At 35.2% G+C, this 23,769-nt stretch carries 19 protein-coding genes and 1 tRNA gene; 16 read left to right on the plus strand and 4 right to left on the minus strand.

What is annotated here, in order from left to right:
- Positions 1 to 114: 114 nt before the first annotated feature.
- On the minus strand, positions 115 to 2,448 hold the full coding sequence (locus ABWU58_RS07840; protein ID WP_353283150.1) for a hypothetical protein: 2,334 nt from the start codon (positions 2,446 to 2,448) through the stop codon (positions 115 to 117).
- A 274-nt stretch (positions 2,449 to 2,722) separates the two neighbouring features.
- Between ABWU58_RS07840 and nuoE the strand changes: the two genes are divergently transcribed.
- From nuoE to ABWU58_RS07865, 5 genes are all read left to right on the plus strand, one after another.
- Positions 2,723 to 3,223 (plus strand): NADH-quinone oxidoreductase subunit NuoE, encoded by a 501-nt coding sequence (gene nuoE / locus ABWU58_RS07845; protein ID WP_353283151.1) that lies wholly within the window; start codon positions 2,723 to 2,725, stop codon positions 3,221 to 3,223.
- Positions 3,224 to 4,441: a tRNA guanosine(34) transglycosylase Tgt gene (tgt, locus tag ABWU58_RS07850; protein ID WP_353283152.1), complete on the plus strand. Its 1,218-nt coding sequence runs from the start codon at positions 3,224 to 3,226 to the stop codon at positions 4,439 to 4,441.
- 143 nt (positions 4,442 to 4,584) lie between these two features.
- Positions 4,585 to 6,030 carry a hypothetical protein gene (locus ABWU58_RS07855; protein ID WP_353283153.1) on the plus strand — a complete coding sequence of 482 codons (1,446 nt, stop codon included), beginning with the start codon at positions 4,585 to 4,587 and terminating at the stop codon, positions 6,028 to 6,030.
- Positions 6,031 to 6,140: 110 nt separating this feature from the next.
- Positions 6,141 to 7,160: an IS110 family transposase gene (locus tag ABWU58_RS07860; RefSeq protein WP_353283154.1), complete on the plus strand. Its 1,020-nt coding sequence runs from the start codon at positions 6,141 to 6,143 to the stop codon at positions 7,158 to 7,160.
- Positions 7,161 to 7,652: 492 nt separating this feature from the next.
- Complete coding sequence (locus ABWU58_RS07865; RefSeq protein ID WP_353283155.1) at positions 7,653 to 7,889, plus strand: hypothetical protein; 237 nt, start codon at positions 7,653 to 7,655, stop codon at positions 7,887 to 7,889.
- Positions 7,890 to 8,001: 112 nt separating this feature from the next.
- On the opposite strand, the gene ABWU58_RS07870 is transcribed toward ABWU58_RS07865, so the two are convergent.
- A complete protein-coding gene (locus ABWU58_RS07870; RefSeq protein ID WP_353283156.1) occupies positions 8,002 to 9,276 on the minus strand; it encodes a M16 family metallopeptidase in 1,275 nt (424 codons plus the stop codon).
- Position 9,277: 1 nt separating this feature from the next.
- Positions 9,278 to 9,886 carry a superoxide dismutase gene (locus ABWU58_RS07875; RefSeq protein WP_353283157.1) on the minus strand — a complete coding sequence of 203 codons (609 nt, stop codon included), beginning with the start codon at positions 9,884 to 9,886 and terminating at the stop codon, positions 9,278 to 9,280.
- Positions 9,887 to 10,511: 625 nt separating this feature from the next.
- Here ABWU58_RS07875 and ABWU58_RS07880 point away from each other — a divergent pair.
- From ABWU58_RS07880 to dapA, 11 genes are all read left to right on the plus strand, one after another.
- On the plus strand, positions 10,512 to 10,772 hold the full coding sequence (locus tag ABWU58_RS07880; protein ID WP_353283158.1) for a hypothetical protein: 261 nt from the start codon (positions 10,512 to 10,514) through the stop codon (positions 10,770 to 10,772).
- A complete protein-coding gene (locus tag ABWU58_RS07885; RefSeq protein ID WP_353282674.1) occupies positions 10,757 to 11,713 on the plus strand; it encodes an IS5 family transposase in 957 nt (318 codons plus the stop codon). Before ABWU58_RS07880 ends, ABWU58_RS07885 begins: the two co-directional genes overlap by 16 nt.
- 325 nt (positions 11,714 to 12,038) lie before the next feature.
- Positions 12,039 to 12,779, plus strand: coding sequence for a hypothetical protein (locus ABWU58_RS07890; RefSeq protein ID WP_353283159.1), 741 nt, complete (start codon positions 12,039 to 12,041; stop codon positions 12,777 to 12,779).
- 437 nt (positions 12,780 to 13,216) lie between these two features.
- Positions 13,217 to 14,224, plus strand: coding sequence for a tRNA (adenosine(37)-N6)-threonylcarbamoyltransferase complex transferase subunit TsaD (gene tsaD / locus ABWU58_RS07900; protein WP_353283161.1), 1,008 nt, complete (start codon positions 13,217 to 13,219; stop codon positions 14,222 to 14,224).
- Positions 14,225 to 14,803: 579 nt separating this feature from the next.
- Positions 14,804 to 16,549, plus strand: a complete 1,746-nt coding sequence (locus ABWU58_RS07905; protein ID WP_353283162.1) for a type I secretion system permease/ATPase — start codon at positions 14,804 to 14,806, stop codon at positions 16,547 to 16,549.
- A 315-nt stretch (positions 16,550 to 16,864) separates the two neighbouring features.
- Entirely contained in the window at positions 16,865 to 18,304 is a 1,440-nt protein-coding gene (locus ABWU58_RS07910) for a hypothetical protein (RefSeq protein WP_353283163.1), read from the plus strand.
- A gap of 4 nt (positions 18,305 to 18,308) precedes the next feature.
- A complete protein-coding gene (locus tag ABWU58_RS07915; RefSeq protein WP_353283164.1) occupies positions 18,309 to 18,917 on the plus strand; it encodes a hypothetical protein in 609 nt (202 codons plus the stop codon).
- Between the two features lie 4 nt (positions 18,918 to 18,921).
- On the plus strand, positions 18,922 to 19,737 hold the full coding sequence (locus tag ABWU58_RS07920; RefSeq protein WP_353283165.1) for a hypothetical protein: 816 nt from the start codon (positions 18,922 to 18,924) through the stop codon (positions 19,735 to 19,737).
- 136 nt (positions 19,738 to 19,873) lie between these two features.
- Positions 19,874 to 19,947 (plus strand) — tRNA-Arg (locus ABWU58_RS07925).
- Positions 19,948 to 20,014: 67 nt separating this feature from the next.
- The gene (gene ssb / locus ABWU58_RS07930; RefSeq protein WP_353283166.1) at positions 20,015 to 20,488 is read left to right on the plus strand and encodes a single-stranded DNA-binding protein; all 474 of its coding nucleotides are present in this window, start codon (positions 20,015 to 20,017) and stop codon (positions 20,486 to 20,488) included.
- A 9-nt stretch (positions 20,489 to 20,497) separates the two neighbouring features.
- Positions 20,498 to 21,445 (plus strand): 4-hydroxy-tetrahydrodipicolinate synthase, encoded by a 948-nt coding sequence (gene dapA, locus ABWU58_RS07935; protein ID WP_353283167.1) that lies wholly within the window; start codon positions 20,498 to 20,500, stop codon positions 21,443 to 21,445.
- Between the two features lie 331 nt (positions 21,446 to 21,776).
- Here the strand turns inward: dapA and ligA are convergent, their stop codons facing one another.
- Positions 21,777 to 23,765 carry an NAD-dependent DNA ligase LigA gene (gene ligA, locus ABWU58_RS07940; protein WP_353283168.1) on the minus strand — a complete coding sequence of 663 codons (1,989 nt, stop codon included), beginning with the start codon at positions 23,763 to 23,765 and terminating at the stop codon, positions 21,777 to 21,779.
- Between the last annotated feature and the right edge of the window lie 4 nt (positions 23,766 to 23,769).

A 23,769-nucleotide genomic window follows, 5' to 3' on the forward strand; every position in this document is an offset into this window, starting at 1 on the left:
TCCTAACAGTCTACATATTAAAAACATTCAGACAAATAGCTAAAGGTGATATTCCGGCACATCATCGCTGTCCCAAGATAAGCTTTTTTCACTTTTAGACTCCGCTTCAGTTAGTCAAGAGCCTGGTCCACCGCCTGAAGATGATGAGCTACTTCTTGATCGACTACTACTTTCTACTGATATACTGTTTAGCATTGTTTCAGATTGATACATAGTTTGTATAGATATGTTATTATCACTGCTTGTTCTGCTATTGGTGATGAAAAGTTCTTCATTGCTGCTATTTGAATGCGATTCTAAATCAGCTAATTCTAACACATGAGCAGCATTATAATAACCGTGATATTTCTTAATACATTTATATGCTATGAATCCTATAATTCCAGCAATACCTATTGCTCCAATCAAAGATCCTCCTATCATTCCTGCCCTATTAGACCCTATAGCAAGTTGAGTAGGCTGTGGTGAAGAAGTAGATTGAGAAAATAAAGTTGTAGTGAACATAGGAGTTGTCAACTCCCTTGTTCTAGTACTCGGCATAGTAGACACTGTTTGTGTAGTTTTCTCTGAGTTTGTTGTTGGCGCAGTTGGCTCCACTGTTACTGTGCTTATTTGAGTCGTTGAAGGTTTACTCATCGTAGAAGTCGACGCAACAGTTGCTGCTGTAGGTTTTACAGTACTTGTTTCAGTTTCCGAAGGCACATTAGTTGACGTTGCAGTAATCGTGGTTGCTTGTGAAGTAGTAGTAGTTTTTGCTACTGTTGTTGGCTCCACTGTTACTGTGCTTGTTTGAGTCATTGACTCTGTTGAAGGTTTACTCATTGTAGAAGTAGGTGCAACGGCTTCTGTTGTTGGCTCCACTGTTACTGTACTTGTTTGAGTCGTTGACTCCGTTGAAGGTTTACTCATCGTAGAAGTCGACGCAACAGTTGCTGCTGTAGGTTTTACAGTACTTGTTTCAGTTTCCGAAGGCACACTGGTTGACATTGTAGCAACCGTGGTCGCTTGTGAAGTAGTAGTAGTTTTTGCTACTGTTGTTGGCTTCACTGTTACTGTACTTGTTTGAGTCGTTGACTCTGTTGAAGATTTACTCATTGTAGAAGTAGGTGCAACGGTAGTTGATGCTTCTGTTGTTAATTTGGTAGTCTTTACAGTGTCGGTTTCTGTTGTGCTAGTAATTGCAGCAGTCGGCGTTTTCTTAGAAGTCACAACCGTCTCTGTAACAGTTATAGGAGCCACGGTACTACTAGAAATGATATCAGGTGTTAATCGACCGTTAATGATATTAACAAAATCGCTGAGAGTTTTGATGCTACTTGCCGGTATTATCGTTACCTTATGAGGTTTTTTAAAGCTCTTGTGATTGAAAGTTACAATATTTTCTCCACTTATCGCAGTCACGATAAAGCCGTCTTGATTATCGTCTTTAACATACAATTGCTCTACAGGATCTTCACATTCACAAACAGTAAAGTTCGATTTTGATCCATTCTTAACAAGACTTGTTAAATGTAACGTTTGTCTATTAGGCAACCAGTCCTCTGCAAGAAAAGCAACTAGATCATCACCTTCAGTTCGCTTCACATACTGCAAAAAGCTTATTTCATATTCACTAGAAAAAGATGGCACTTTATTTATCTGACAATTTTTCTTACCAAGCAAACATTCATCTTCCTTTCCACTTTTTAGATCCTCAACCACTTTAGCCATATCGAACTCAAAAATATTTGTTGTTACTTCTTGATTCTCAACAATGTTTTTTCTCACTTGCGAATAAAGTATCGTATTTCCATCTAATGCCAATTGTCCTGGGCTATTAAACTTCAATAATTTTCTTTCTATGATGCCTTTTTTTCCACGCAAAGCCTTAAATTTTCCACTTCCATCTGATTTTAAATACCAAGAAACTAAAGTTTGATCCTTTAAGTTATGAGCGATTACGATTACATCACCACTATCAACCTTCACTGCTCTTGGTTGAGAGTAACTATTGCCCACATTTGCAGGACTACCATTATTAATATTCTTTTGTAATTTTCTTTTATCTAAATGTTCAACTGAAGGTACGTTGATTGATTGCTTGATTCCGTAAGTGTGAAAAGACAAACCTTTAACGTATTTTTCTCCTTCTGCGTTAGTTTCTTCTTCAGGAAAGATTATTCCAACTTTATCTATTTCAGCTGAATCTTCTATTAATGTGAGAGATAATTGATCTTTGAATTCATTTGCTACGCTGATATTTGTACCCCATTCGTATGTTTTTGATTGATATAATGGACTAATAAGTAATTTTACTTTACTGCTCCCATTACCATTATCTTGATAGCTGAGTCCATAAGCGATTCCATTTCCTTCAATTAACCCTACGTTTGCTGGGTTAAAACCTATCGCTTCTTTAACTTCCGGTGTATTTGAGTTGATCCCGAGTAATCTTCTTAATATAGACATAATTTTATTTAAAATATTAATAAAATGCTATTATGATTACCCCTGGTGTTAATGTCAATGAAAATTTTAACTAAAATTAAAAAATTAATACCTTTATAATCTGCAAAGCGAAATATGAGAAATGAGTAGCAGTAAAGAATTCGCAAACTGGGTGGATAAGCAATACCACTCCATAGATAGTATGATACTGCAAAACGCTATTTCTCAAAAAACCAACAATTGCAATTATTAGCCCTTCAGATATAATCTGTTGAAATTTACACGAGTCTCACGAATGACAGAAAAAGAAAAGCAGTTTAGTTTTACATCAGAAAACCTCAAGAAAGCAGAAAAGTTTATAGAGATGTATCCCAAAGGTAGAGAAGGAAGCGCTGTTATGCCTTTACTGTATCTGGTTCAAGAGCAATGCGGATGGGTTTCTGAACCTGCTATGCGTTACGTTGCTGATATGCTGTATATCCCACATATTCGCGTATACGAAGTGGCAAATTTCTACACCATGTATAATTTAAAACCAGTAGGTAAATATCTAATACAAATTTGTAGAACAACTCCTTGCTGGTTGTGCAATAGTGAAGAAGTTTTAAATACCTTTAAAAAGAAACTTGGAATCAATATCGGTGAGACTACTAAAGATAATTTGTTCACTTTAAAAGAGGTTGAATGTCTTGGTGCATGCGTTAATGCTCCTGTTATGCAGATCAATAATGACTTCTATGAAAATCTTACTCCTGAAAAGGTAGAAAACATCATAGCAGAACTTTCAGGCAAATAGATGAAAGAAGAATTTGCATTCAAGATAATCAAGCAATCAGGTTCTGCAAAAGTTGGAACAATTAAAACTCCAAATGGAAGCGTAGAAACACCAGCTTTTATATTCTGTGCAACAAAAGCTGCAATTAAAGCTGCAGATATCGAGAGAATTAGTGAAGCAGGTACTCAGATAATACTTTCCAACACCTATCACCTAATGCTTCAACCAGGAGAGAATACTGTTGCAAAACTTGGTGGTTTGCACAAGATGATGGGATGGAATGGGCCAATGCTAACTGACTCAGGTGGATATCAGATATTTAGCTTAGGGCACGGATCAGTTTCGGAAGAGATAAAAGGAATAAGAAAAAAACAAAAAACTTTGATCAAAATTAATGAGGATGGGGCAATTTTTCGTTCTTACATTAATGGTAAAACTTATTGTTTAACTCCTGAAAAATCTATACAAATTCAACAAAAATTAGGTGCAGATTTAATCTTAGTCTTAGATGAATGTACTCCATTTCACATAAGCAAAGAATACACAGCAAAATCAATGCTCATGAGCCACAAATGGGCTGAACGTTCTTTAAATGAATTTGAAAAAAACAATAATGGCAAGCAGGCACTGTATGGAATTAGTCAAGGCGGAGTATATCAAGATTTACGTAGAGAAAGTTGTAATTTTATTAACGATTTGCCATTTTTTGGTCAAGCAATAGGTGGATCACTTGGTCAAAGTAAAGAGCAGATGTACGATGTAGTTTCTTTCACTATGGACCATCTGAAAAAAGATAGGCCTACTCATTTGCTTGGTATTGGTGGAATTGTGGACATCTTTCGCGGAGTTAGTCTTGGAATTGATACGTTTGATTGCGTGCATCCAACCCGTTTAGCAAGGCATGGTGGTGCGCTTATTAAAGTAAAAAATAGAGATTCTATTTCTTCAAAGTGCAAAGAGCATATTAATTTGCGAAATCAACAATTCGAGCTGGACAATAACCCAATTGAAAGTGACTGCTTATGTTTTACCTGCAGAAAGCATTCAAGAGCTTATATACACCATTTACTGAAAGCTAAAGAGCTCCTGGCTTACACACTCGTTACCATTCATAACGTTTTCTTCATGAATAAGTTAATGGCATCTATAAGGCAGGCAATATTGGATGATAGGCTAGATCAAGAGAAAAATAATTGGATTAGTGAAATACCATTGCACTTTGATTTGGCCTCTCTTTAAGTCTTTTCTTTATGCCGTTGATTTTTACTTCTTGTTATATTTACTTTATTTATCACACTATTAATTAGAAAGGTTATAATTAATAATTAATCTATTAATGTTAGTCTCTACCCATATGATTTGTAAGGATTAGAGGTGAAGATATGGCTAAAGGAAATAATACCCTATTAATATTTGATTTTGATAACACTATCACTAATGGACACATGCATAATACTTTTTCTAGGTTAGGAAAAAGTGATTTTAATTCTGCTGCGGAAGGTGCAGTGACTGATCACAATATAAAAGATTTTCTAGAAAACACAGACGGAATAAAAAATGAAGAGGGGCTAAAGTCTGCACTGCAATCTGCGCTTTCAAGCGGAATGGAAGTTAATATTGCATCCTACACAGGATATTCAGACGCTGTGAGAAGGGTTGTAGAGAATCATTTGGGTTTATCTAAAGAACAAGCAGGAGGTATTTCTGTATTTGGTGGGTTTCCAGGAGATTATGATAATGAGCTTCCAAAAGGTCTCAAAGAACAAAAAAATCAAGTTGGAAAAAATTTACACATCTGTAAGGCAATTGTGGAGTATAAGGATAAACATGGTGAGTTGCCAAAAACTGTCATGCTAGTTGATGATGATGTAAAAAATATTCAAAAGATTAATGAGTTTGTTGCATCAATGAGTAAAAGAGAGGAATGGCTTGAAAAAAATGGGCTGAGTATTGAAGAGATACAAAAAATCAAATTTGAAGGTGCGCGAGTGCCTAAAGAGGATAAAAATGTTGGTTATCTAGAAAGAGTACAGGAGTTTGTCAATGCTAACTTAGTGCAAGAACCAATTTATGAAAATTTGAAGAAGGAAGAACCTATATACCAAAATCTTCAAGATATTCAGAGATCATTGTCTGAAACGGTACCAAAAGAACCTATATATCAGAACAATGAAAATCGACCACCATTGCCTCCTAAAAAAAGGAAATCAAGTGATGGTATGGTTGCTGATGGTGAGAATAAAAAACAAGATATTAAGGACATGTCGTCATCCGAAACACAAGCAAACCCAACACGCTCAAAACGTCATGCAATGATGCTTGACCCTCAGCAAATAGAATCTATACACCAGAATGCTGAAGAGTTATCACCAGGTAAAAAATACGCACATATTCAAATCGTTTCCTTAGCACAAGAATTCAAGGCAATCAAAGCTTTTTTTCAAGATTGTATTCAAGAGGTAATAAATGCTATTTGCAATTTATTTAGAAGAGAAGTGGCAACAAAAATTGAAGGGCAGGGCTATAATGTAAGTAGTAAGCAAGGAAGTAGTGAAATTACTGTCAAAGGAAGTAAGCCAATAGATGCTTCAAGAATAAACAAAGATATTATTGTCGAGTCCTTAGCTCAAATAATCGAGAAAAAAGAGAAAATCAAAGATCTTAACAATAATTATAAAGGTGATCAGCTAGGGCGAGAGATATCGAAATTATTGAACGCTGGTTCGCAAAAGGAAAATATAAACTCAAACTATAATGATGGAGAGCCTATATTCCAGACTCGTGAAGAGGCATCGAATTATCCTCCGCAAAAGAAAGACATACTGTAATTGCTGTTGAATAATGGAGAGACATACTCCATTATTTTGGCGCGAAGTAACAAATTCAGTAGAATAAGTTCTTCAAAAATAATTTAAACTTTTATAGTAGGAGTAGTCTCATGAAATATTATAGTGGATTAGATGTCTCACTCAAAGAAACTTTTATCAGTATCGTTGATGAGAAAGGAAAAATTATTAAAGAAGAAGTTGTTGCAAGTGAGAGTGATGCAATAGCTAAGTGCTTGCTTGGCCAAGACAAAGAATATGAAGTGATAGGGATAGAAAGTGGACAGCTATCAATATCAATGTGCAAAGAATTAAGGAATTTTGGATTACCAGTAATTTGTGTAGATGCAAGACATATGGCAGCAGCATTATCTGCAAGGATCAATAAGAATGATAAAAATGATGCAAGAGGTATAGCACAAATGATGAGAGCTGGGTTATACAAAGAAGTATTGGTAAAATCAGACGAATCTTGCAAAATTAAGGTAGCGCTTGGAAGCAGAAGGCAGTTAATATGCAACAAGCAGCAAATCATTGGAACAATAAGAGGATTATTGAAGATATATGGAATAAAGCTCGGTAAAGGAGCAAAATTTGAAATTTTTGCCTTAAGAATACAAGATGCAATAAATAATTTGGATGAAATCAGTAGGAGTTCAATAGAAGCATTAGTTTGTAGTTTGGAAACAATAGAAGAATCAATAAGAAAACTTGACAAAATACTTTCAGGACAAGGCGAAAAAGACGAAGATTGCAAATTGTTAACTACTACCCCAGGAGTTGGTATGATAGTAGCAATGACATTTAAAGCTGCAATAGATAATCCATATAGATTTGAAACATCTTATACAGTTGGAGCCTATATAGGATTGACACCAAGGCAGTACGCTTCTGGGGAGGTTAATCATCATGGCAGTATATCAAAAATGGGACCAGTGGAGTGCAGAAGTATGTTGTATGAGGCTGCACAAGTCTTACTTGTAGTCAATAAGAAGAAATTTAAGTTAAAAAGCTGGGGATTAAAGCTAGCAAAGAAAAAAGGGATGAAAAAAGCAATTGTAGCAGTAGCGAGAAAATTAGCTGTAATCATGCATAGGATGTTGGTTGATAAAACAGAATTTTGTTATCAATAAACAAGAGGAGTATAGAACAATAGTTTTATTGAAAGTGAAGATAGTAATGCCGATGGAAGGGACAAGCAAGAGCAGAAAGTGAAGCTTAGACTTCGTGCGAAACATGTTGCCGTCCACTTCCGCCTAACAAGTATAGTGCGGCTTGGCGAACTAAAGTTTTAGCCATATTGGACCGCGGAGAGAACTTTGGAAGCATGCTACTTTAACTTATGTAAAATCACTAGGATTATGAGGAAAGTATGACACCTTAATTTTTATGAGTTTAATGAATATGTGAATAAGTACTTTTAATGTGTGTGGACGTACTTATCCATATATTCATTAACTATATTGATTTAGAAAGGTCATTAAAAATTTAGTACAGGTGTTTTTTTGCCAATAAAGCGATTTGTAGTTGAGTAAGATAATATAATAGCAGATAAAATTTGTACTATAGCCAGGCTTGATGTCAGAAAATATTTTTAATGATATAAAAAATTATTATTGACTTTTATGCAATTAGAGAACATAAACTCAAACTCTGTGAGAGGAAACTATAATGATGGAGAGTCTATATTTCAGACCGTTCAAGAAGCACGGAACTATCATCGGCAAAAGAAAGGTATAGACTCAAACCCTGTAAGCAAAAAACCACTTGCACCACCAGTACCTCCTAAAAATTATACGGAAAAAGTTACGCAAAATAGAAATAATAATATTATTGAAAGAGGAGGTCGAAGATTCGTATAATTTCTTGCATATCCGGTTCATGGCACATTGTTTCAACTTTACACTTCTTTAATCACTGTGCTAAATTATGAAGATCTATTGTAAAGCAGCCAAATCAATATAATAGAATGCGCTAAGCTTTAAGCATAGAAACCACTTTATCGTAACTTGGCAATGATTTAATTTCTCCAATTGCAGCTAGAGTGGTTTTTTCATGCTGAGATAACAATTCTTTTGCTGCTTTTTTTACGTTAGCAGTGGTAACTGCACTAATTTTTTCTATTAATTCATTTTTACTGATGTACCTATTATAGTTACCATAGTAGTGCCCCAATGTTTCAGCACGTGAGCTAACACTTTCGCGTGACATTAAAATTTGGGATTTTACTCGCTCTTTCACTCTATTTACTTCTTCTTCCCTCAGATCATCTGTAGACAGCTTCTTCAACTCTGTCGTCATAGATTTTAAAAGCTTATCTAAGTTACTACTATCTGTGCCAGCAAAAATGGAAAACATCCCTGTATCAGTGTAGCTGGAATTAAATGAATAAACAGAGTAAGCTAATCCCTGCTTTTCCCTTACTTCCTGGAATAAACGTGATGACATTCCGCTCCCTAATATAGAATCAAGCACTTGAAACGTGTGATATTTATCGTCATAGCGAGAAACACTAGGTAGACCAATTAGCAAGTGCACCTGATCTAATTTACGATGTTCTAAATACTCACCACCAGTGTAGCTCGTCGCATTTTGGCTTTTTTTCAGCTCTTTAGAATGAATCTTTGAGAGAAAATCTTTGGTTAATGCAACAACTTCTCCATGTTCAACATTTCCTGCAACGGCAAATAGCATATTCTCGCCAAAGTAATGTTCGTTTATGTAGTTATTTAGATTTTCCCTAGTAAATGACTTTACCGTATCTTGCGTACCTAAGATTGACTTACCAAATGGTTGATCTTTATAAGCTGCCTCAAAATATTTATCGAAAACAATGTCACTTGGTGAATCATTAGTCTGAAAAATCTCTTGTATTACAACGCCCTTCTCACGTTCCAATTCATCTTCTGGAAATGTTGAATTCATCAATATATCTATTAATATATCAATACCAGTTTTTATGTCTTTCTTGAGGACTTTTGCATAATAGGTGGTGCTTTCCCTACCGGTGCTGGCGTTGAAAACCCCACCTATGTCATCAAAAGCTTTTGCAATTTCAAATGCAGTTCTTGTCTTCGTCCCTTTGAAAGCCATGTGTTCTAGAAAATGGGATATTCCATTTTGATTTGCACTTTCCGCTCTACTGCCAACACCAACTCGTATACTTAAAGCTACAGAGTCAACATCACGCACCTGCTCAGTTATTATGCGCAGACCATTATCTAATTTTGTTACCTGAGGTGTATTCATCTTATGTATTCTTTTTTAAATTTTCTTCTGCAAAATCCCAATTAATCAAATGGTCAAGGAAAACTTTTATGTAGTCAATTCTACGATTTTGACAATCTAAATAGTATGCGTGCTCCCACACATCCATAGTGAGTAATGGCACTTGACCATAAGTTAATGGCAAATCTGCATTTGGAGTTTTGGTGATTTTGAGCTTTCCTTTTTCAAGCACTAACCACACCCATCCACTACCAAACTGGCTTACTCCATAATTGGAGAATTCTTCATAAAATTTATCAAAGCCACCGATATCGTCCTGAATTTTTTTTGCTAAAAGACTACTATCTTTAGGCTTACCACCACCATTTTTTTTCATTGAGTTCCAATAAAAAGTGTGGTTCCAAACTTGTGCTGCGTTATTAAATATGGGAACTTTATCGCTATTACCATGCACTTTTGTTATTAATTCCTCAATTTTCACATGTTGACAATCCGTATTTTCAACCAGCTCGTTGAGTTTATTTAAATATCCTTTATGGTGCTTATCATAATGAAAATCTAAGGTTTTTGCAGATATGTAAGGTTCTAAAGCTGTTTTATCATATGGTAATTCAGGTAAAGTAAAACTCATGACAATCTCCTTATTTTTGACCTACTTGGATGGTATTGTAATATGTGCTCTTGTGCAACATATAATTAATAGCTAAAACACTTAGATGTCTATTGCATTATTCTAAATTATACTACAATAATGATTATTATATAAGCCATAGAAACGGATTGAATGCAAAAACTTCCTTGACAAACTCCGCCAGCCCCCTTATCATGAGACTGAAGCTATTTATTTATCTTCTCTGTACAGATTAAATGACAAAAAAACTCACGTATCTGGCGTCTCATGTTTAATTTTTTGCACTATGTGCACCGTATGTCTTTATCAAATTTCTAGGTTTTTACCTACATAAGCTGAAACGCGCTTATAAAGCGTTCAAGACATCACCCAACGTCAAATTTTAAAATAGAGAGTGTAATAACTAGCTACCACGGGTTTTCTTTGCCTTTTTTTTCTGCCTAGTAAATTTCTTAAACATTTATAGCTAAGGTTAGTTGCATTTAAAAGCAGCTAAATTGCAGTGTTTAAGACTTAAAAAACGCCAAGACTGAAAATAGACAATGACTAGGGCTTCTTTTGCCTTTTTTTCCCATTTGGTAAATTTCTTAAATATTTATAGCTAACATGAAGCTAAGTACGAACTTTGTTAAACACAACAAATGGTGTCATCCCAGTGCTCCTTTTTTTGTCATCCCAGTGCCCAGACACTGGGATCCAGGAAAGTTTGCTTGTGAGCAAGCAAACTAGCATAGAAAGTGGTTACAACGTTTTCGATGAGATTGCAGAAAGGCTGGATCCCAGTGGGCTTTGTTGCATAGCAACCGAAAAAATCTGGTGGCTACTGACAAAATTCATTATAAATAACCATTTAACTGTTGAAGAAAAAATATGCCACAGAAAATGAAAGTCAGTAACCAAAACGAATATAACAAATTCCTTGAAAAAAGGGGAAATATTTTTCGTTACATCGATGAAGCTATCGAAAATTGGTATGAAAATAGTCCAAAAATGCAGGGCGGCAACTATATTTACAGTGATAAAGTCGTAATTTTGGTGCATATAATTGTCAATCTTTTTAGAATTGGTTTAAGACAAACGGTGGGGTTTATAAAAGGATATCTGCAACAAATAGGAAAAAATTTGGCAGTTATCAGCTATTCACAAGCATCAAGAAGGTTTAAAAAACTTAATATTAAGATAAATGATTGCAGGGTTGATAAAAGCAACATGGAAAATATTAAAATTATCATAGATAGCACAAGTATCAGCATTTACAGTAACACTCCTGGCCACAGTAAGGAAAACAGTGCAGATAGAAAGTACCGAAGCTACGAGCAAGTAAGAAAGTTACATGTTATGTTAAGTGTGAATAGTAAAAAAGCTATAGCTGCAAGATACAGTAATGGCGTCTACTCTGACCACTATGGAGCTTGCGATTTGCTTGAAGAAGTTAATTTTCAGCACAAAATAAAAGCATTATATGCAGATAGGGCATACGATAGGCACAAACTTTATAAATTGTGTAAGAAATACGATATAAAGACAAAAGTTCTACCAAAAAAGGATGCAGCAGAACATTCAAAAATAGATTATATGTCTGACAGAAATGCTGCTATTAGGTTAATAAAATTATATGGACAAGATGGTGTAAAAGAGTGGAAAAAGGAAGCAATTTATGGAAAGAGATCTTACATAGAAGGATTTTTCTCAAGGTTGAAGCAAGTATTTGGATTTAGCTTTAGGAATAAATCTGAAGTAAATCGTGAAAAAGAATTACTAATTAAGTGCTATTTGCTCAACAAATTCACTGATATTGGTATGGCTAAATTTGAAATCATTACATAAATTTGTCGTAAACCATCACTGCTTAAGGTGCTATGCAACAAAGCCATCCCAGTGTCAAGCACTGGGATGACACCATCACAGAGTGAACCAGTGTCAGCTACTTGAATTTGCCACCTGCTAATTACAATGTTCGTACAGCTTTGTGTCAAGCACTGGGATGACAGCTAGCCTGATAACCGTCATCCCGCTGTTTGTTAGCGGATGAGATACCGCGGCGGTATGACGGTTATCAGTAAACATAAATTACTTTAGCCATGCAATCAGGCTCCCTAAAAACACTTTATAGCTCTTGAGTATAAAAAAAAAATTCCTTTAATAATAAGGCATGCTAATCAGGAATTTAATCAAACAAGCGACTAAAGTAGGAAGCAGTGAAAATGCAATACGATATATTGAGTATCTCTATCAATTTGAGAAGTTTAGAAACACATTAAACCTCACTTTATCACTAATAAAGCAAAATAGGCTTTCGTTTGAAATATACCAAGAGGGATTAGTGGATATGGAAGAAGGGGTGTGTAAGACAATCAGGTCTTCCGGTGTAAATAGGTATGTTATTGTGCTGAGAAGGTCAAGTCCATACATTATAGTGCATGAACTTTCACATATGGTTGAAAATGAGCTTAACTTGAGCCTAGAGCAGGAATTTCTCCATAAGGTTTACCAGGATATTGAGCAGAATTTAAGGCAAGCAAATGTTCTTGTGCAGAAAATTATTAGCCAAGTTATATTTAAGGAGATACAAGCTTATCACACTGCAAAGTCACGCGCATCTGAATTGTTTGCACGCTATTTTGAGCTATTTGCTTGGGCACAAGAGGTTTATCCTAAGGATAAAGAATACTTAATTCGCACTCAAGATTTAAACAAAGTGTTCCTTGCTACTGATCAATGGAAAAAGAGCTGCCTGGATCCACAAATGATGGATAGAATAGATAAGGAAATCAAGGAATACAGCAATAAAACCGCCACTAAAGACGTAACCAAAGTGCAAAGCAGTTGGACTAATAAATTTTCTCCCGGTAGAGGCAAAAAAATTGGCTCTATATTCGGAGATGATGATTAGCTTACAGTGCAGGTTTTCCTATGTCATACCGCTGCGAACCGTCATACCGCGATTCATTCCACAACTGTACGAACGTTGTAGTTTGGGCCACCAGTGGGGTGTCATCCCAGTGCCCAGACACTGGGATCCAGGAATTTTATTAAGTTGGTAAGCATAAAAGTAGCCATTTTATGTAAAAATACAACATTTTGATGATTATGAAAAAGCTGGATCCCAGTGTCAAGCACTGGGATGACATCATAGAGGCACTGGAATGACACCCTTCCGGTGGGAATTGCTCTAAAACTACAATGTTCGTATAGTTATGCGCTTGGCGCTGAAATTCAGCAGATCTTACTCATTTTAGTTATAGCAGTTCGTTCTATAAGGGTGTAATCTTTTCTTAACTTCTATAGCGTTTCAAGGTATAGTTTTTATAATAAAGTGTTCGAATATACATGAAAACCATTTTAGCTGTTGAAACAAGCTGCGACGAAACTGCAGTAGCGATTGTAAATAGTGACAAGCAAGTCCTTGCTCACGAAATTCTCTCCCAAGCAGAACACAAAAAACGCGGTGGGGTGATCCCTGAAATAGCTTCACGTGCTCATATGGAGCATTTAAGTGGTCTAATAAAAAGCGCCGTGGAAAAATCTAACCTTAACTTTTGTGACCTCAATGCAATTGCAGCAACATCAGGACCAGGACTCATAGGTGGACTAATAGTTGGTACAATGATGGCTAAAGCAATTGCGCATGTAGCACAAAAACCGTTCATTGCAGTGAATCACTTAGAAGCGCATGCATTGGTTATTAGGTTACTGCATGAGGTAAAATTTCCATTTTTAGTCCTACTAATATCAGGTGGTCACTGTCAATTTTTAATTGCACAGGATGTAGGTAAATATATTAAACTCGGGAAGACACTTGATGACTCGTTAGGAGAAGCATTTGATAAAGTTGCTAAGATGCTGGGTTTAAGCTATCCCGGAGGGCCATTAATTGAAAAGTTAGCTAAAAAAGGCAATGGTGTAAGATTTAAACTGCCAAGGGCAATGATAAAACGTTCTGGATGTAATTTTTCGTTTTCTGGAATCAAAACAGCAGTAAAAAACTTGGTGCAAGAACTTAAAATGAGCGAGCAAGATGTATGTGATGTATGTGCTTCGTTTCAAGGGTGTATTAGTGACATACTGCTGGACAGGGTTAGTAATGCGATTATTATGGCCGAATCTTTAAATATCAAAATCAATGACTTTGTGATTACCGGCGGAGTTGCAGCAAATAATTTCTTGAGAGAAAAATTAAAAAAACACACAAACTTAAACATATTTTTCCCCCCTAATAATCTATGTACAGACAATGCAGTAATGGTTGGATGGGCAGGAATTGAAAGGTTACAGAAGAATTATATAGATCCACTTAATTTTGCACCAAGGCCAAAGTGGGAATTAGAAAGTTATTAAAAGCTCTCAATTCTGAATTATAGCTAAAGTGACTTAGGTTGACCGACAATTTGAAAAACCGTCATTCCGCTACGTGTTAGCGGAATCTACACCGCGAATGAATCTATAGCTGTACGAACATTGTGATTTGAGAACAATTTCCACAAGGGAGGATGTCATTCCAGTGCTTGGCACTGGGATGACAGCTACCCTGACAACCGTCATCCCGCTACGTGTTAGCGGGATCTCTTGTTAGCGCCGTGGCGGTATGACGTAGGATTGCTGTCATTCCGCTGCTTGTTAGCGGATGAGATACCGCGAATAAATCGCGGTATGACGGTTTGCGGCTGCATGACGATGGTTTATACCTCGTCATCCCGCTGCTTGTTAGCGGGATCTCTTGTTAGCGCCGTGGCGGTATGACGTAGCTCAGTTATAGGCAATGAAGGAAATATTAACTATACTTCTTTTTACCATTGTTTATATTTCCTATTCACATATATTAATATTTTACTTACTTAAAGCAGGCTAACTACCGTTATTAATATTTTTGTAATAAAAATTGTATATGGTGCATATAATCAAATTAAGAGGAAGATTGTGGAAATTACGCCATCAATAAAAAAAGAATTGAAGCAAAGTACTCTATATATTTGTCTAGAAAAATGCAAAAGTGCATTTTGGTTCATCTTTTGGTTTAGTGCGGGAATCAATTTATTAATGTTATTCCTACCACTTTATACCTCTCAAGTGCTTGATCGGGTGATATCAAGCGAAAGTGTATCAACACTAACTATGCTGACAATTATCACTTTATCTGCATTTGCATGTTCTGCAATGCTTGAAACTTGTCGATATTTAGCCATGGCAAAAATAGGTGATTGGATCGATAAAACTGCAACACCAGATCTGATAGTAAGGTCAATCAGGCTAACGTCAGTGCAGAGCTCAACTTCAAGTGGTGAAGCAATACGAGATCTCGGGGTAATAAAAAATTTCATTACAGGAAATGGTATATTCTCACTGTTTGATACTCCATGGTCGTTAATTTACCTTGTTGTGATTTTCATGATACACACCTCCACGGGGTTTATAGCTATTGCTGGAATCATTATATTAGTCTCTATGGCAATATGGAATGAACTTGCCACTAAACGAATATTACAAGAAACCAACGAAGAAACTATACGGAATATCAATGCTATAGATGTTGCAACAAGAAATGCAGAAGTAGTTGAAGCTATGGGCATGTCAGAATTCATAGTCTCTGATTGGTGTAAACGAAATGATCAGAATCGAGCAATGCAAATTAAAGCACAAAATCGCTCTAATGTAATTACTGGAATCACTAAGTTTTTGCGCTCAACTCTGCAAATATCAGTAATTGGAACAGGTGCATTACTTGCAATTACAGCTCATAAAACTGCTGGTAGCATCATCGCTGCTTCAATTTTAATGGGTAGAGTGTTAGCACCATTTGACGCTGCGGTTCATACTTGGAAGTTTTTAAATCAGGCTAGAATGTCATATGGAAGGCTACAAAGACTTATATTAACATCGCCAAAAAGAGAGCAAACGATGGCTCTACCAGAACCTGAAGGAAAATTGGAATTTGATAGAGTATTTTTTACTCCCTATGGAAGCAATAAGCCGACAGTAAAAGGAATATCATTTGTAATAGAACCAGGAGACGTAGTAGGTGTGATTGGTGCAAGTGCTTCTGGTAAATCCACTATCGCAAAATTAACTGTTGGTGTATGGAAGCCAATATCTGGTGTGGTCAGACTAGATGGCGCTGATGTATATACTTGGAATCGAGAAAATTTTGGTAATTATGTTGGCTACTTACCTCAAGATATTGAGTTATTTAACACTAGTGTCAAAGCTAATATTGCTCGCATGAGGCCAGATCCAAATCCTGAAGAAATAATCAAAGCAGCAAAAATTGCAGGAATACATGAACTAATACTAAGCTTACCAAATGGATATGATACAACAATAGGAGGTCCTGGAGGAGTAACGCTCTCTGGCGGCCAAAAACAGCTTCTTGGACTTGCCAGAGCTTTTTATGGTCACACAAAACTTTTAGTACTTGATGAACCAAACGCTAACTTAGATAGCAATGGAGAGGCGTGTTTAATTAACGCAATCAATGTTACAAGAAAACAAAATACTACTACTGTTATCATCACTCACAAACTACCGTTATTGTCCGTAGTTGATAAGGTGATCCTCATGTCAGATGGTGTCATTTACGCTATGGGACCAAAAGATGAGATTTTGAGCAAATTAGTTGCTCCATCATCAAATACCACAGAAGATGAGCGCTCTTCAGCAAATGGTTAGTTCTAAATTCTGTATCTGAAATAACAACTGTTCCAGTATTACTAGAAATGTTTACCATTAGAAATAATATTACAAGAATAGTAAATAGATTAATAACTCCTATTAATTAAAGTTAATCGGCAGATAGTGTATATTTCTAATTAATGAGCTTTCTTAATTTATCAATTAAATAGCTTAATATTAGTAGTAATTTTATAAAAAAATTATAATATAAATAATGTTGCTGCGAAAATTTATAACAATATTTCCCTCTAACGTTTAATGAATTTCAATAAATTGCCTTTTTAATTCTAGATAAGTACACGCTTTGTTAATATGTTTAGTTCAAAATCCAAAAGTAAGTTTATGCTTTCTATTGGAGAAGAAGGCATAATGTTACTATATTTTAAAAATAACACTTTAAATAAAAGGTATTTTGTTAAGGGCAAAAACGATAAAGCTGTTTCCGATTTAATTTCATGTCTTTCATCAGACAAAAAAGCACCTTTATACCTGGTGCTTAATCATGCAGATCAAAATTACTCGCTACAGTTTATTACAAGGGCAAACAAGATTAGTGCCTATCTATCAGCAAAAACAAAGATGGAGCATTTTTCTCGTAATAATGACATAAGTTTAGTTTTTTTGGTTGAGAAGCCAAACAAATTCAATCAAAACTGGTGCTATCTTCTTGTTTCATCAAAAGCAAAGCATTTAGTAGAATATTGGTTGAATGTGTTTATTGAGATAGGCTCCAACTTTAAGGGAATATTAATGTTTCCTATAGAAATAAGTAATATAACAAAAAAGATTCTACATAAAGATCCTAATAATTGGAAAATTATAGTTGCTGCAACTAAAACGGGAGGCTATAGACAAGTGGTTCTTAAAGAGAATAAAATGATATTTACGCGTTTAGTACCATTTACTAATGATAATTTACCAGGAATTATTGCTGGTGGAATATATCAGGAAGTGCAAAACACTATTCGATCCTTAACTAAGTTTGGGTTTGAAAAAAATAACCCTATCGACCTTTGCATCATAGTGTCAGAAGATATTAAAGCTAGTTTATCAGTCATAAATTTTTCAGAGAACAGTGTGAACATATTAACTCCATATGAGTTAGGCAAACTATTAGGAGCAGAACTAGCTATAAGTGAAAAAGATAACTTTTGCGATACCATAATTTTGTTTCACAGCTTTAAGAATAAATTAGCAGCTATTTTTAATACAAAGGAAACTAAAGAATTTTATCTATTCAATTACCTTTATTTAAACTCTCCTCAAATTTTTCTATACTTCGCTTTGGTTTTAGTTGTAATTAACGCCCTTTGTTTGCTAAATTTGTATTCAAACTTCAATGTCGCCGATAATTTATCCGCAAAGCAGAACACCTTAAATAACCAATTAACAAAACTTAGCCAAAGCTATAATGTAAAAAAAATAGATGAAATTTATGATTTTATTAATATCAATAATATTTTATCAAGAATAGAATACTCTCCTCTTACACAAGTTAAGTATGTAGAAAAGTTAAAAGTACCAGGTATAGAACTTCGATCATTTGAATGGAATTATAATGAGGCAAAAAGTTATATTACTACAACTTTAAGGTTTGATTTTCAATCCGGTAAAAATATTTCTCATCAATACGAGAAACTACGAAAAAATTTAAATGATAATTTTCGTACCTATGACATTAGTATTTCTAGCTTACCTGCTGCTAAAGAGCAAAATCTATCTATTGATGTTAAAATAGGAGAGGCAATGTAGATTAATGACTATCTCTCAACTAAAAAGAAAAGCTACAATTCAGTTTATATCGTATTTGTTATTATCTGTTGGATTAATAGGGTTATTAACATATGTTGTTATCTATAACGAAAAGGTTTATAATAAAAACCAAATTGCGATTGATAAAACACGTTTTATTAATTTACAGATTACTGGAATTCAAAAAAAGGAAGTTGTTCTAAATAAAAACCTAGATTTATGGAAAAAAATTTCTTCTTCAAATTTACACAGTAGCAGATACATTGCAAATTTAGATTTCGAGCTTAGCAAGTTATATAAAAAGTACTATATATTAGAACCTGAAATATCAATTTCTATACCCGAAGAAGTTGAGCTCCACAACAAAAGTGAACGCACAAAAGTAATAAAAAGTGAAGTGGCCCTAAATTTAAGCTCAATCAGCGATAAGCATATTTTTTTATTTCTACAGTCTATTCCAAATCTGCCTGGTTATGTTATGATCAAATCTCTTATTTTAAACAAGCAGAGAAATATTGATGCTGCAACTATGAATCAGATTTTGAATGGTAATATGATAGAGATAGTGAGAGCTAATATAGTCTTTGATTGGTATACTATATTAAGTAGATAAGGTGATGAACATAAAGCTGTTTTTTATTTTTACGCTACTCATTTCCAATGTTAATGCATATTGCAGTTGTGAAGATATCATAGAAAGCATAGGAATTTGTAAGGAGTATTCTTGCCGACAACATATTGGCAATGAAGATTTTATTGAGCATAAAATATTAGGATTGAATAGTGGAAATTTATGCGTGTATATAGAAAAACAAGGTAATGATGAAATGGTTTGTCATCATTCTCAGTATGGAATGATGATAGAAAAAAGATATTTTGAAAGTATTCTTAAAGTTGGCAATCAAGAAATTGATGATTTTATTGATATAGCAAATTTGCGTGCAAAAGAGTGTTTCTTTATTAACAATCAAAAACTAAGCTATACAGATCAGGACGATATAATAAGAGAAGCAGTGGAAAGTGACTTTGACGTTTTGTTACAATATAGTAACGTAAAAAGCATTTTTTTTGATGAAGAGCCAATTAATAAAATGGTCAATGAAATGGAAAAGTTCAATTTACGGTCTTCAAGAGCTGCAAAAGAGGAGGTATCAGATAATTTCAACTGTAAGGTAGTGAGTTTAGACTCAATTTTATATCTTTCTCCCGATACATGGAAAATATGGGTAAATGGAAAGCTGTTTATAAATACTAAGGATTTAAAAGTGCACTCAGTCACTGAAAATTATGTAACTTTTGTATGGACCGTAGATCAAAAAGCAATAAAAAAGCATGCGAATGATTCTCAAAATGTATATCTTGGACATGGGAGTGTTATGTTTACGCTTTATCCAAAACAAAAATTTGACTTGGATAGCTTATCTATTAAATAATTTAGTATATAGCCAAAGTGACTTACGACAATTTGAAAAACCGTCATCCCGCTGCTTGTTAGCTGATGAGATACCGCGGCGGTATGACGGTCCGCTACGTGTTAGCGGGATCTAGAGATACCGCGGGTCTATACATGCGCTTGTAGCTCAGTTGGATAGAGCGTTGCCCTCCGGAGGCAAAGGCCGTGGGTTCGAATCCCTCCAAGCGCACTTTTAATAAAATTTGACAATAGTACTTTCACATAAGATAATAAAGGGATTTATTTAGAACATAATTATGTCTGGTGGTACCATAAACAAAGTCATACTAGTTGGTAATTTAGGAAAAGATCCTGAAATTAGGACTACACAAAATGGAAAAGAAATGGCAAGTTTTTCAATAGCCACATCTGAAAGTTGGACTGACAAACTTTCCGGTATGCGCTCTGAAAAGACAGAGTGGCATAATATCGTAATTTTTAGTGAAGGATTAGTAAAAATCGTCAAAGATTTTGCACGTAAAGGCAGTAAAGTTTATGTTGAAGGTTCTTTGAGAACTAGAAAATGGACTGACCAAAATGGCAGTGAAAGATACACAACAGAGGTGGTTCTATATAATTTTAATAGCGCTCTTACTCTCTTAGATTCGCGACCAAATTCCGATTACAAGCCAAGTGAATACAAGCAAAATGAAACAGAACAAAAAAATAAGTACGAAAGTTTTGACAACGATATAAAAGATGAACTAATCGACGATGAAATACCATTTTAACAATTTAAATTGAAATTTACATTTTTATGGACTGCTTGTGTTACTCCATTTAATTACAATGGGAATAGCATAGATTATAGCAGTTTGCAGCGTTTACTTACAATACAAGCTGAAGCTGAAAATGGTGTAGTGCTGCTGGGTAGCACCGGTGAAAGCCTATCGCTTACTGATTCTGAAAAGCGTACATTAGTTGAATTTGTATGTAAGCTAAAATTAAATACGAAAATTATAATTGGTGTACCAGGAGTGAATCTATATCAGACTCTTGAATGGCTTGATTTTTGCAAGGGTATGCCTATTCACGGCTATCTAATGACAACTCCAATTTATGCAAAGCCTGGAATCATGGGGCAGACTTTATGGTTTGAAAAGCTACTTGAGAAAGCACATGTGCCGGCTATGTTTTACAATATTCCATCGAGAGCAGGAGTGAGTCTTCACGCTGAAACTGTACGCAACTTATCCAGCCACGAAAAATTTTGGGCTATCAAAGATTCAAGTGGCACTGTTGATACTTTAGCTCAGTATAAGAAAGTTGCACCAAATATTGAGGTCTTTTGCGGAGATGATAATATGATATCCGATATGGCCGCTTATGGTGCGGCTGGTCTGGTTTCCGTTGCTTCCAATGTTTGGCCACATGTAGCACATGAATATGTTAAGCAATGCCTACTGTCATTCCAGCGCGCAACTAGAAAAAAAACAACTCCTCAAATGACAGGAAATGACATGAAAAGCTCAACAGATATCTGGCAACAAGCTTGCAAAGCTCTATTTATTGCCAGCAACCCAATACCCACTAAAGCGCTATTACATGATATTGGGCTTATAGAACACAAAACTGTCCGCCTACCGCTCAGTGCAAAAGACTTGCCTTCCGTTGATGAGATAAAAAAAGCAACCGAGATAATTCTAAATTTGGAGAAAGTTAATCATTGTTGTCATCCTATGGCTTGACCCACAACTGTACGAACACTGCAATATGGTACGATATCACATAGTAAACGATGTCATGAAAGTAGCTGACACTGGTTCCTTTATGACGGTGTCATCCCAGTGCTTGACACTGGGATCCAGGAAACTTAATTGCAAGTAATGCATTGGGTTTGGTGAGTATGGGTTTTGCGTTATAGAATGAAGCACTTTTGGTGAATTTGTAAAGAAAACTGGATGCCAGTGTCACGCACTGGCATGACACCCATTTGTTCCTATAGTTGTCTTTTCTCGTCTACCTTATTTTGCCAATCTGCTGAACGGATACACTTTGATTTAATATACAATCCAAGTGTCATTTGAACACTCCCAAACTTACCACTTTATGCCACTGGTCTTCATCTAAAATTTCTACACCTAATTCCACTGCCTTTTTATATTTGGATCCTGGTTTTTCTCCTGCAATTAGGTAGTCAGTTTTAGCAGAAAGATGTGAGCTGACCTTTGCTCCTAGAGTTTTGGCTCTTACTTTTGCCTCTCCTCTACTCATAGCAAGTAGCTTACCAGTAAACACTATAATTTTATTATTTAAAACAGAGTCACTAGAGTTGGTGTTAACAGAAAGAATTTGAAGACAAGCAGTAAGATCATTTAACATTTTGATGTTATGTTCCTTAGAAAAAAATGATTCCAAAGATTCAGCCACTTTTTTTCCTATGCCGTCTATACCTACTAGCTCAGTATTATCTGATGACAGTTCAATCATCGAATTATACCAATTATCATAAGAAACATAATAATCTGCAAGCAATTCTGCTGCAACTTGGCCAATAAATCTAATACCTAAAGAAAATATAAACCTATCTAGAGTTATTACCCTTCTGCTTTGTATAGCATTTAATAAATGAACTGTTGATTTCTTGCCCCAACCAGACTGTTCTTCCAGATTAAATTCATCCAATCTTTCTTCTAAAGTAAAAATATCATGGATTTGTTTTATCAGACCAAGGTCGTAAAAAAACTCTATCTGCTTATCACCAAGGCCAACAATGTCAAATGCATCTTTCGATACAAAATGCTTTAGTTTTTCTATTATTTGAGCTTTACAGGCAAATTCCTCAGGACATCTTACTGCCGCCTCTCCCTCAACCTGACGTACTTTACTACCACATTCAGGGCATACTCCAGGAAACACAAATTCAGGTGTATTTGGAAGACGAGAATCTCTGTTCACTTCAATGATCTGGGGAATTACATCCCCTGCTCTTTTGATTGTTACAATATCTCCCTCTCTTATGTCTTTACGTTTTATCTCATCTTGGTTATGCAGACTTGCTCTACTAACTAGCACCCCACCAATATTGACTGGCACTAAATCTGCAACTGGAGTTAAAACCCCTGTTCTGCCCACCTGTATAAATATCTTATTTAACTTTGTTTTTGCATAAACCGCAGAAAACTTGTATGCAAGTGCTGAGCGCGGTGCTTTGTGAGTATTCCCTAGACGATTTTGTAGTACCAAATCATTTACTTTATAGACTATTCCATCAATATCATAATCCAAGTTATAGCGACAATTATAGATCTCGTTATAGAACTTCAGCATTCCATCCAAACTACTCGTTAAGGACTGATGCTCATTTACGCAAAAACCAAGTGCCTCAAGCTTATTTAGTATTTCACTTTGACTTTTCTCTGCTCCACCAATCAAAGAATAAGCAAAATATCTAAGTGGTCTACTTGTTGTAATGTTTGCATCCAATTGCTTTAGAGAACCAGCAGCTGCATTTCGAGGATTGGCAAATTCATCGTTTTCATTTAACTTTAAAAAGTCGCTGTTACTGATGTATATTTCACCTCTTACTTCTAGTCTTCCTTGCACACCTTGCAAAAACTTAGGAAAGCCTTTTATTGTTGCAACATTGTGAGTGACATCTTCCCCTACAAAACCGTCACCTCGAGTTGCAGCTTTAACAAATCTCCCATCCTCATAAATTGCAGAAAACGACAACCCATCAATTTTTGGTTCACATAATATCTCTATTTTGTCTTCAATTAAAAATCTCTTTATTTTAGACAAAAATTTCTCTACACCTTGTTCATCATAAGCATTCTCAAGGGAAAGCATAGGTTCTTGATGTTCCACCTTAGAAAACCTCTCATCAGGTGGAGCACCAACACTATCTTTTGTTGCATAAATTTCTGGCTCTATTTCAGCTAACTTTTTCTTCAGTTCATCATATTCAGCATCACTTATTTCTGGCTTATTTTTTTGGTGATACAAAACATTATGATAATTTATTTGATCTTGCAGTTTTTCTCTCATCTTTTCTAAGTTAGTCATGATA

It is taken from the genome of Wolbachia endosymbiont (group A) of Pogonocherus hispidulus (genome assembly GCF_964028195.1).
Lineage (GTDB): Bacteria > Pseudomonadota > Alphaproteobacteria > Rickettsiales > Anaplasmataceae > Wolbachia.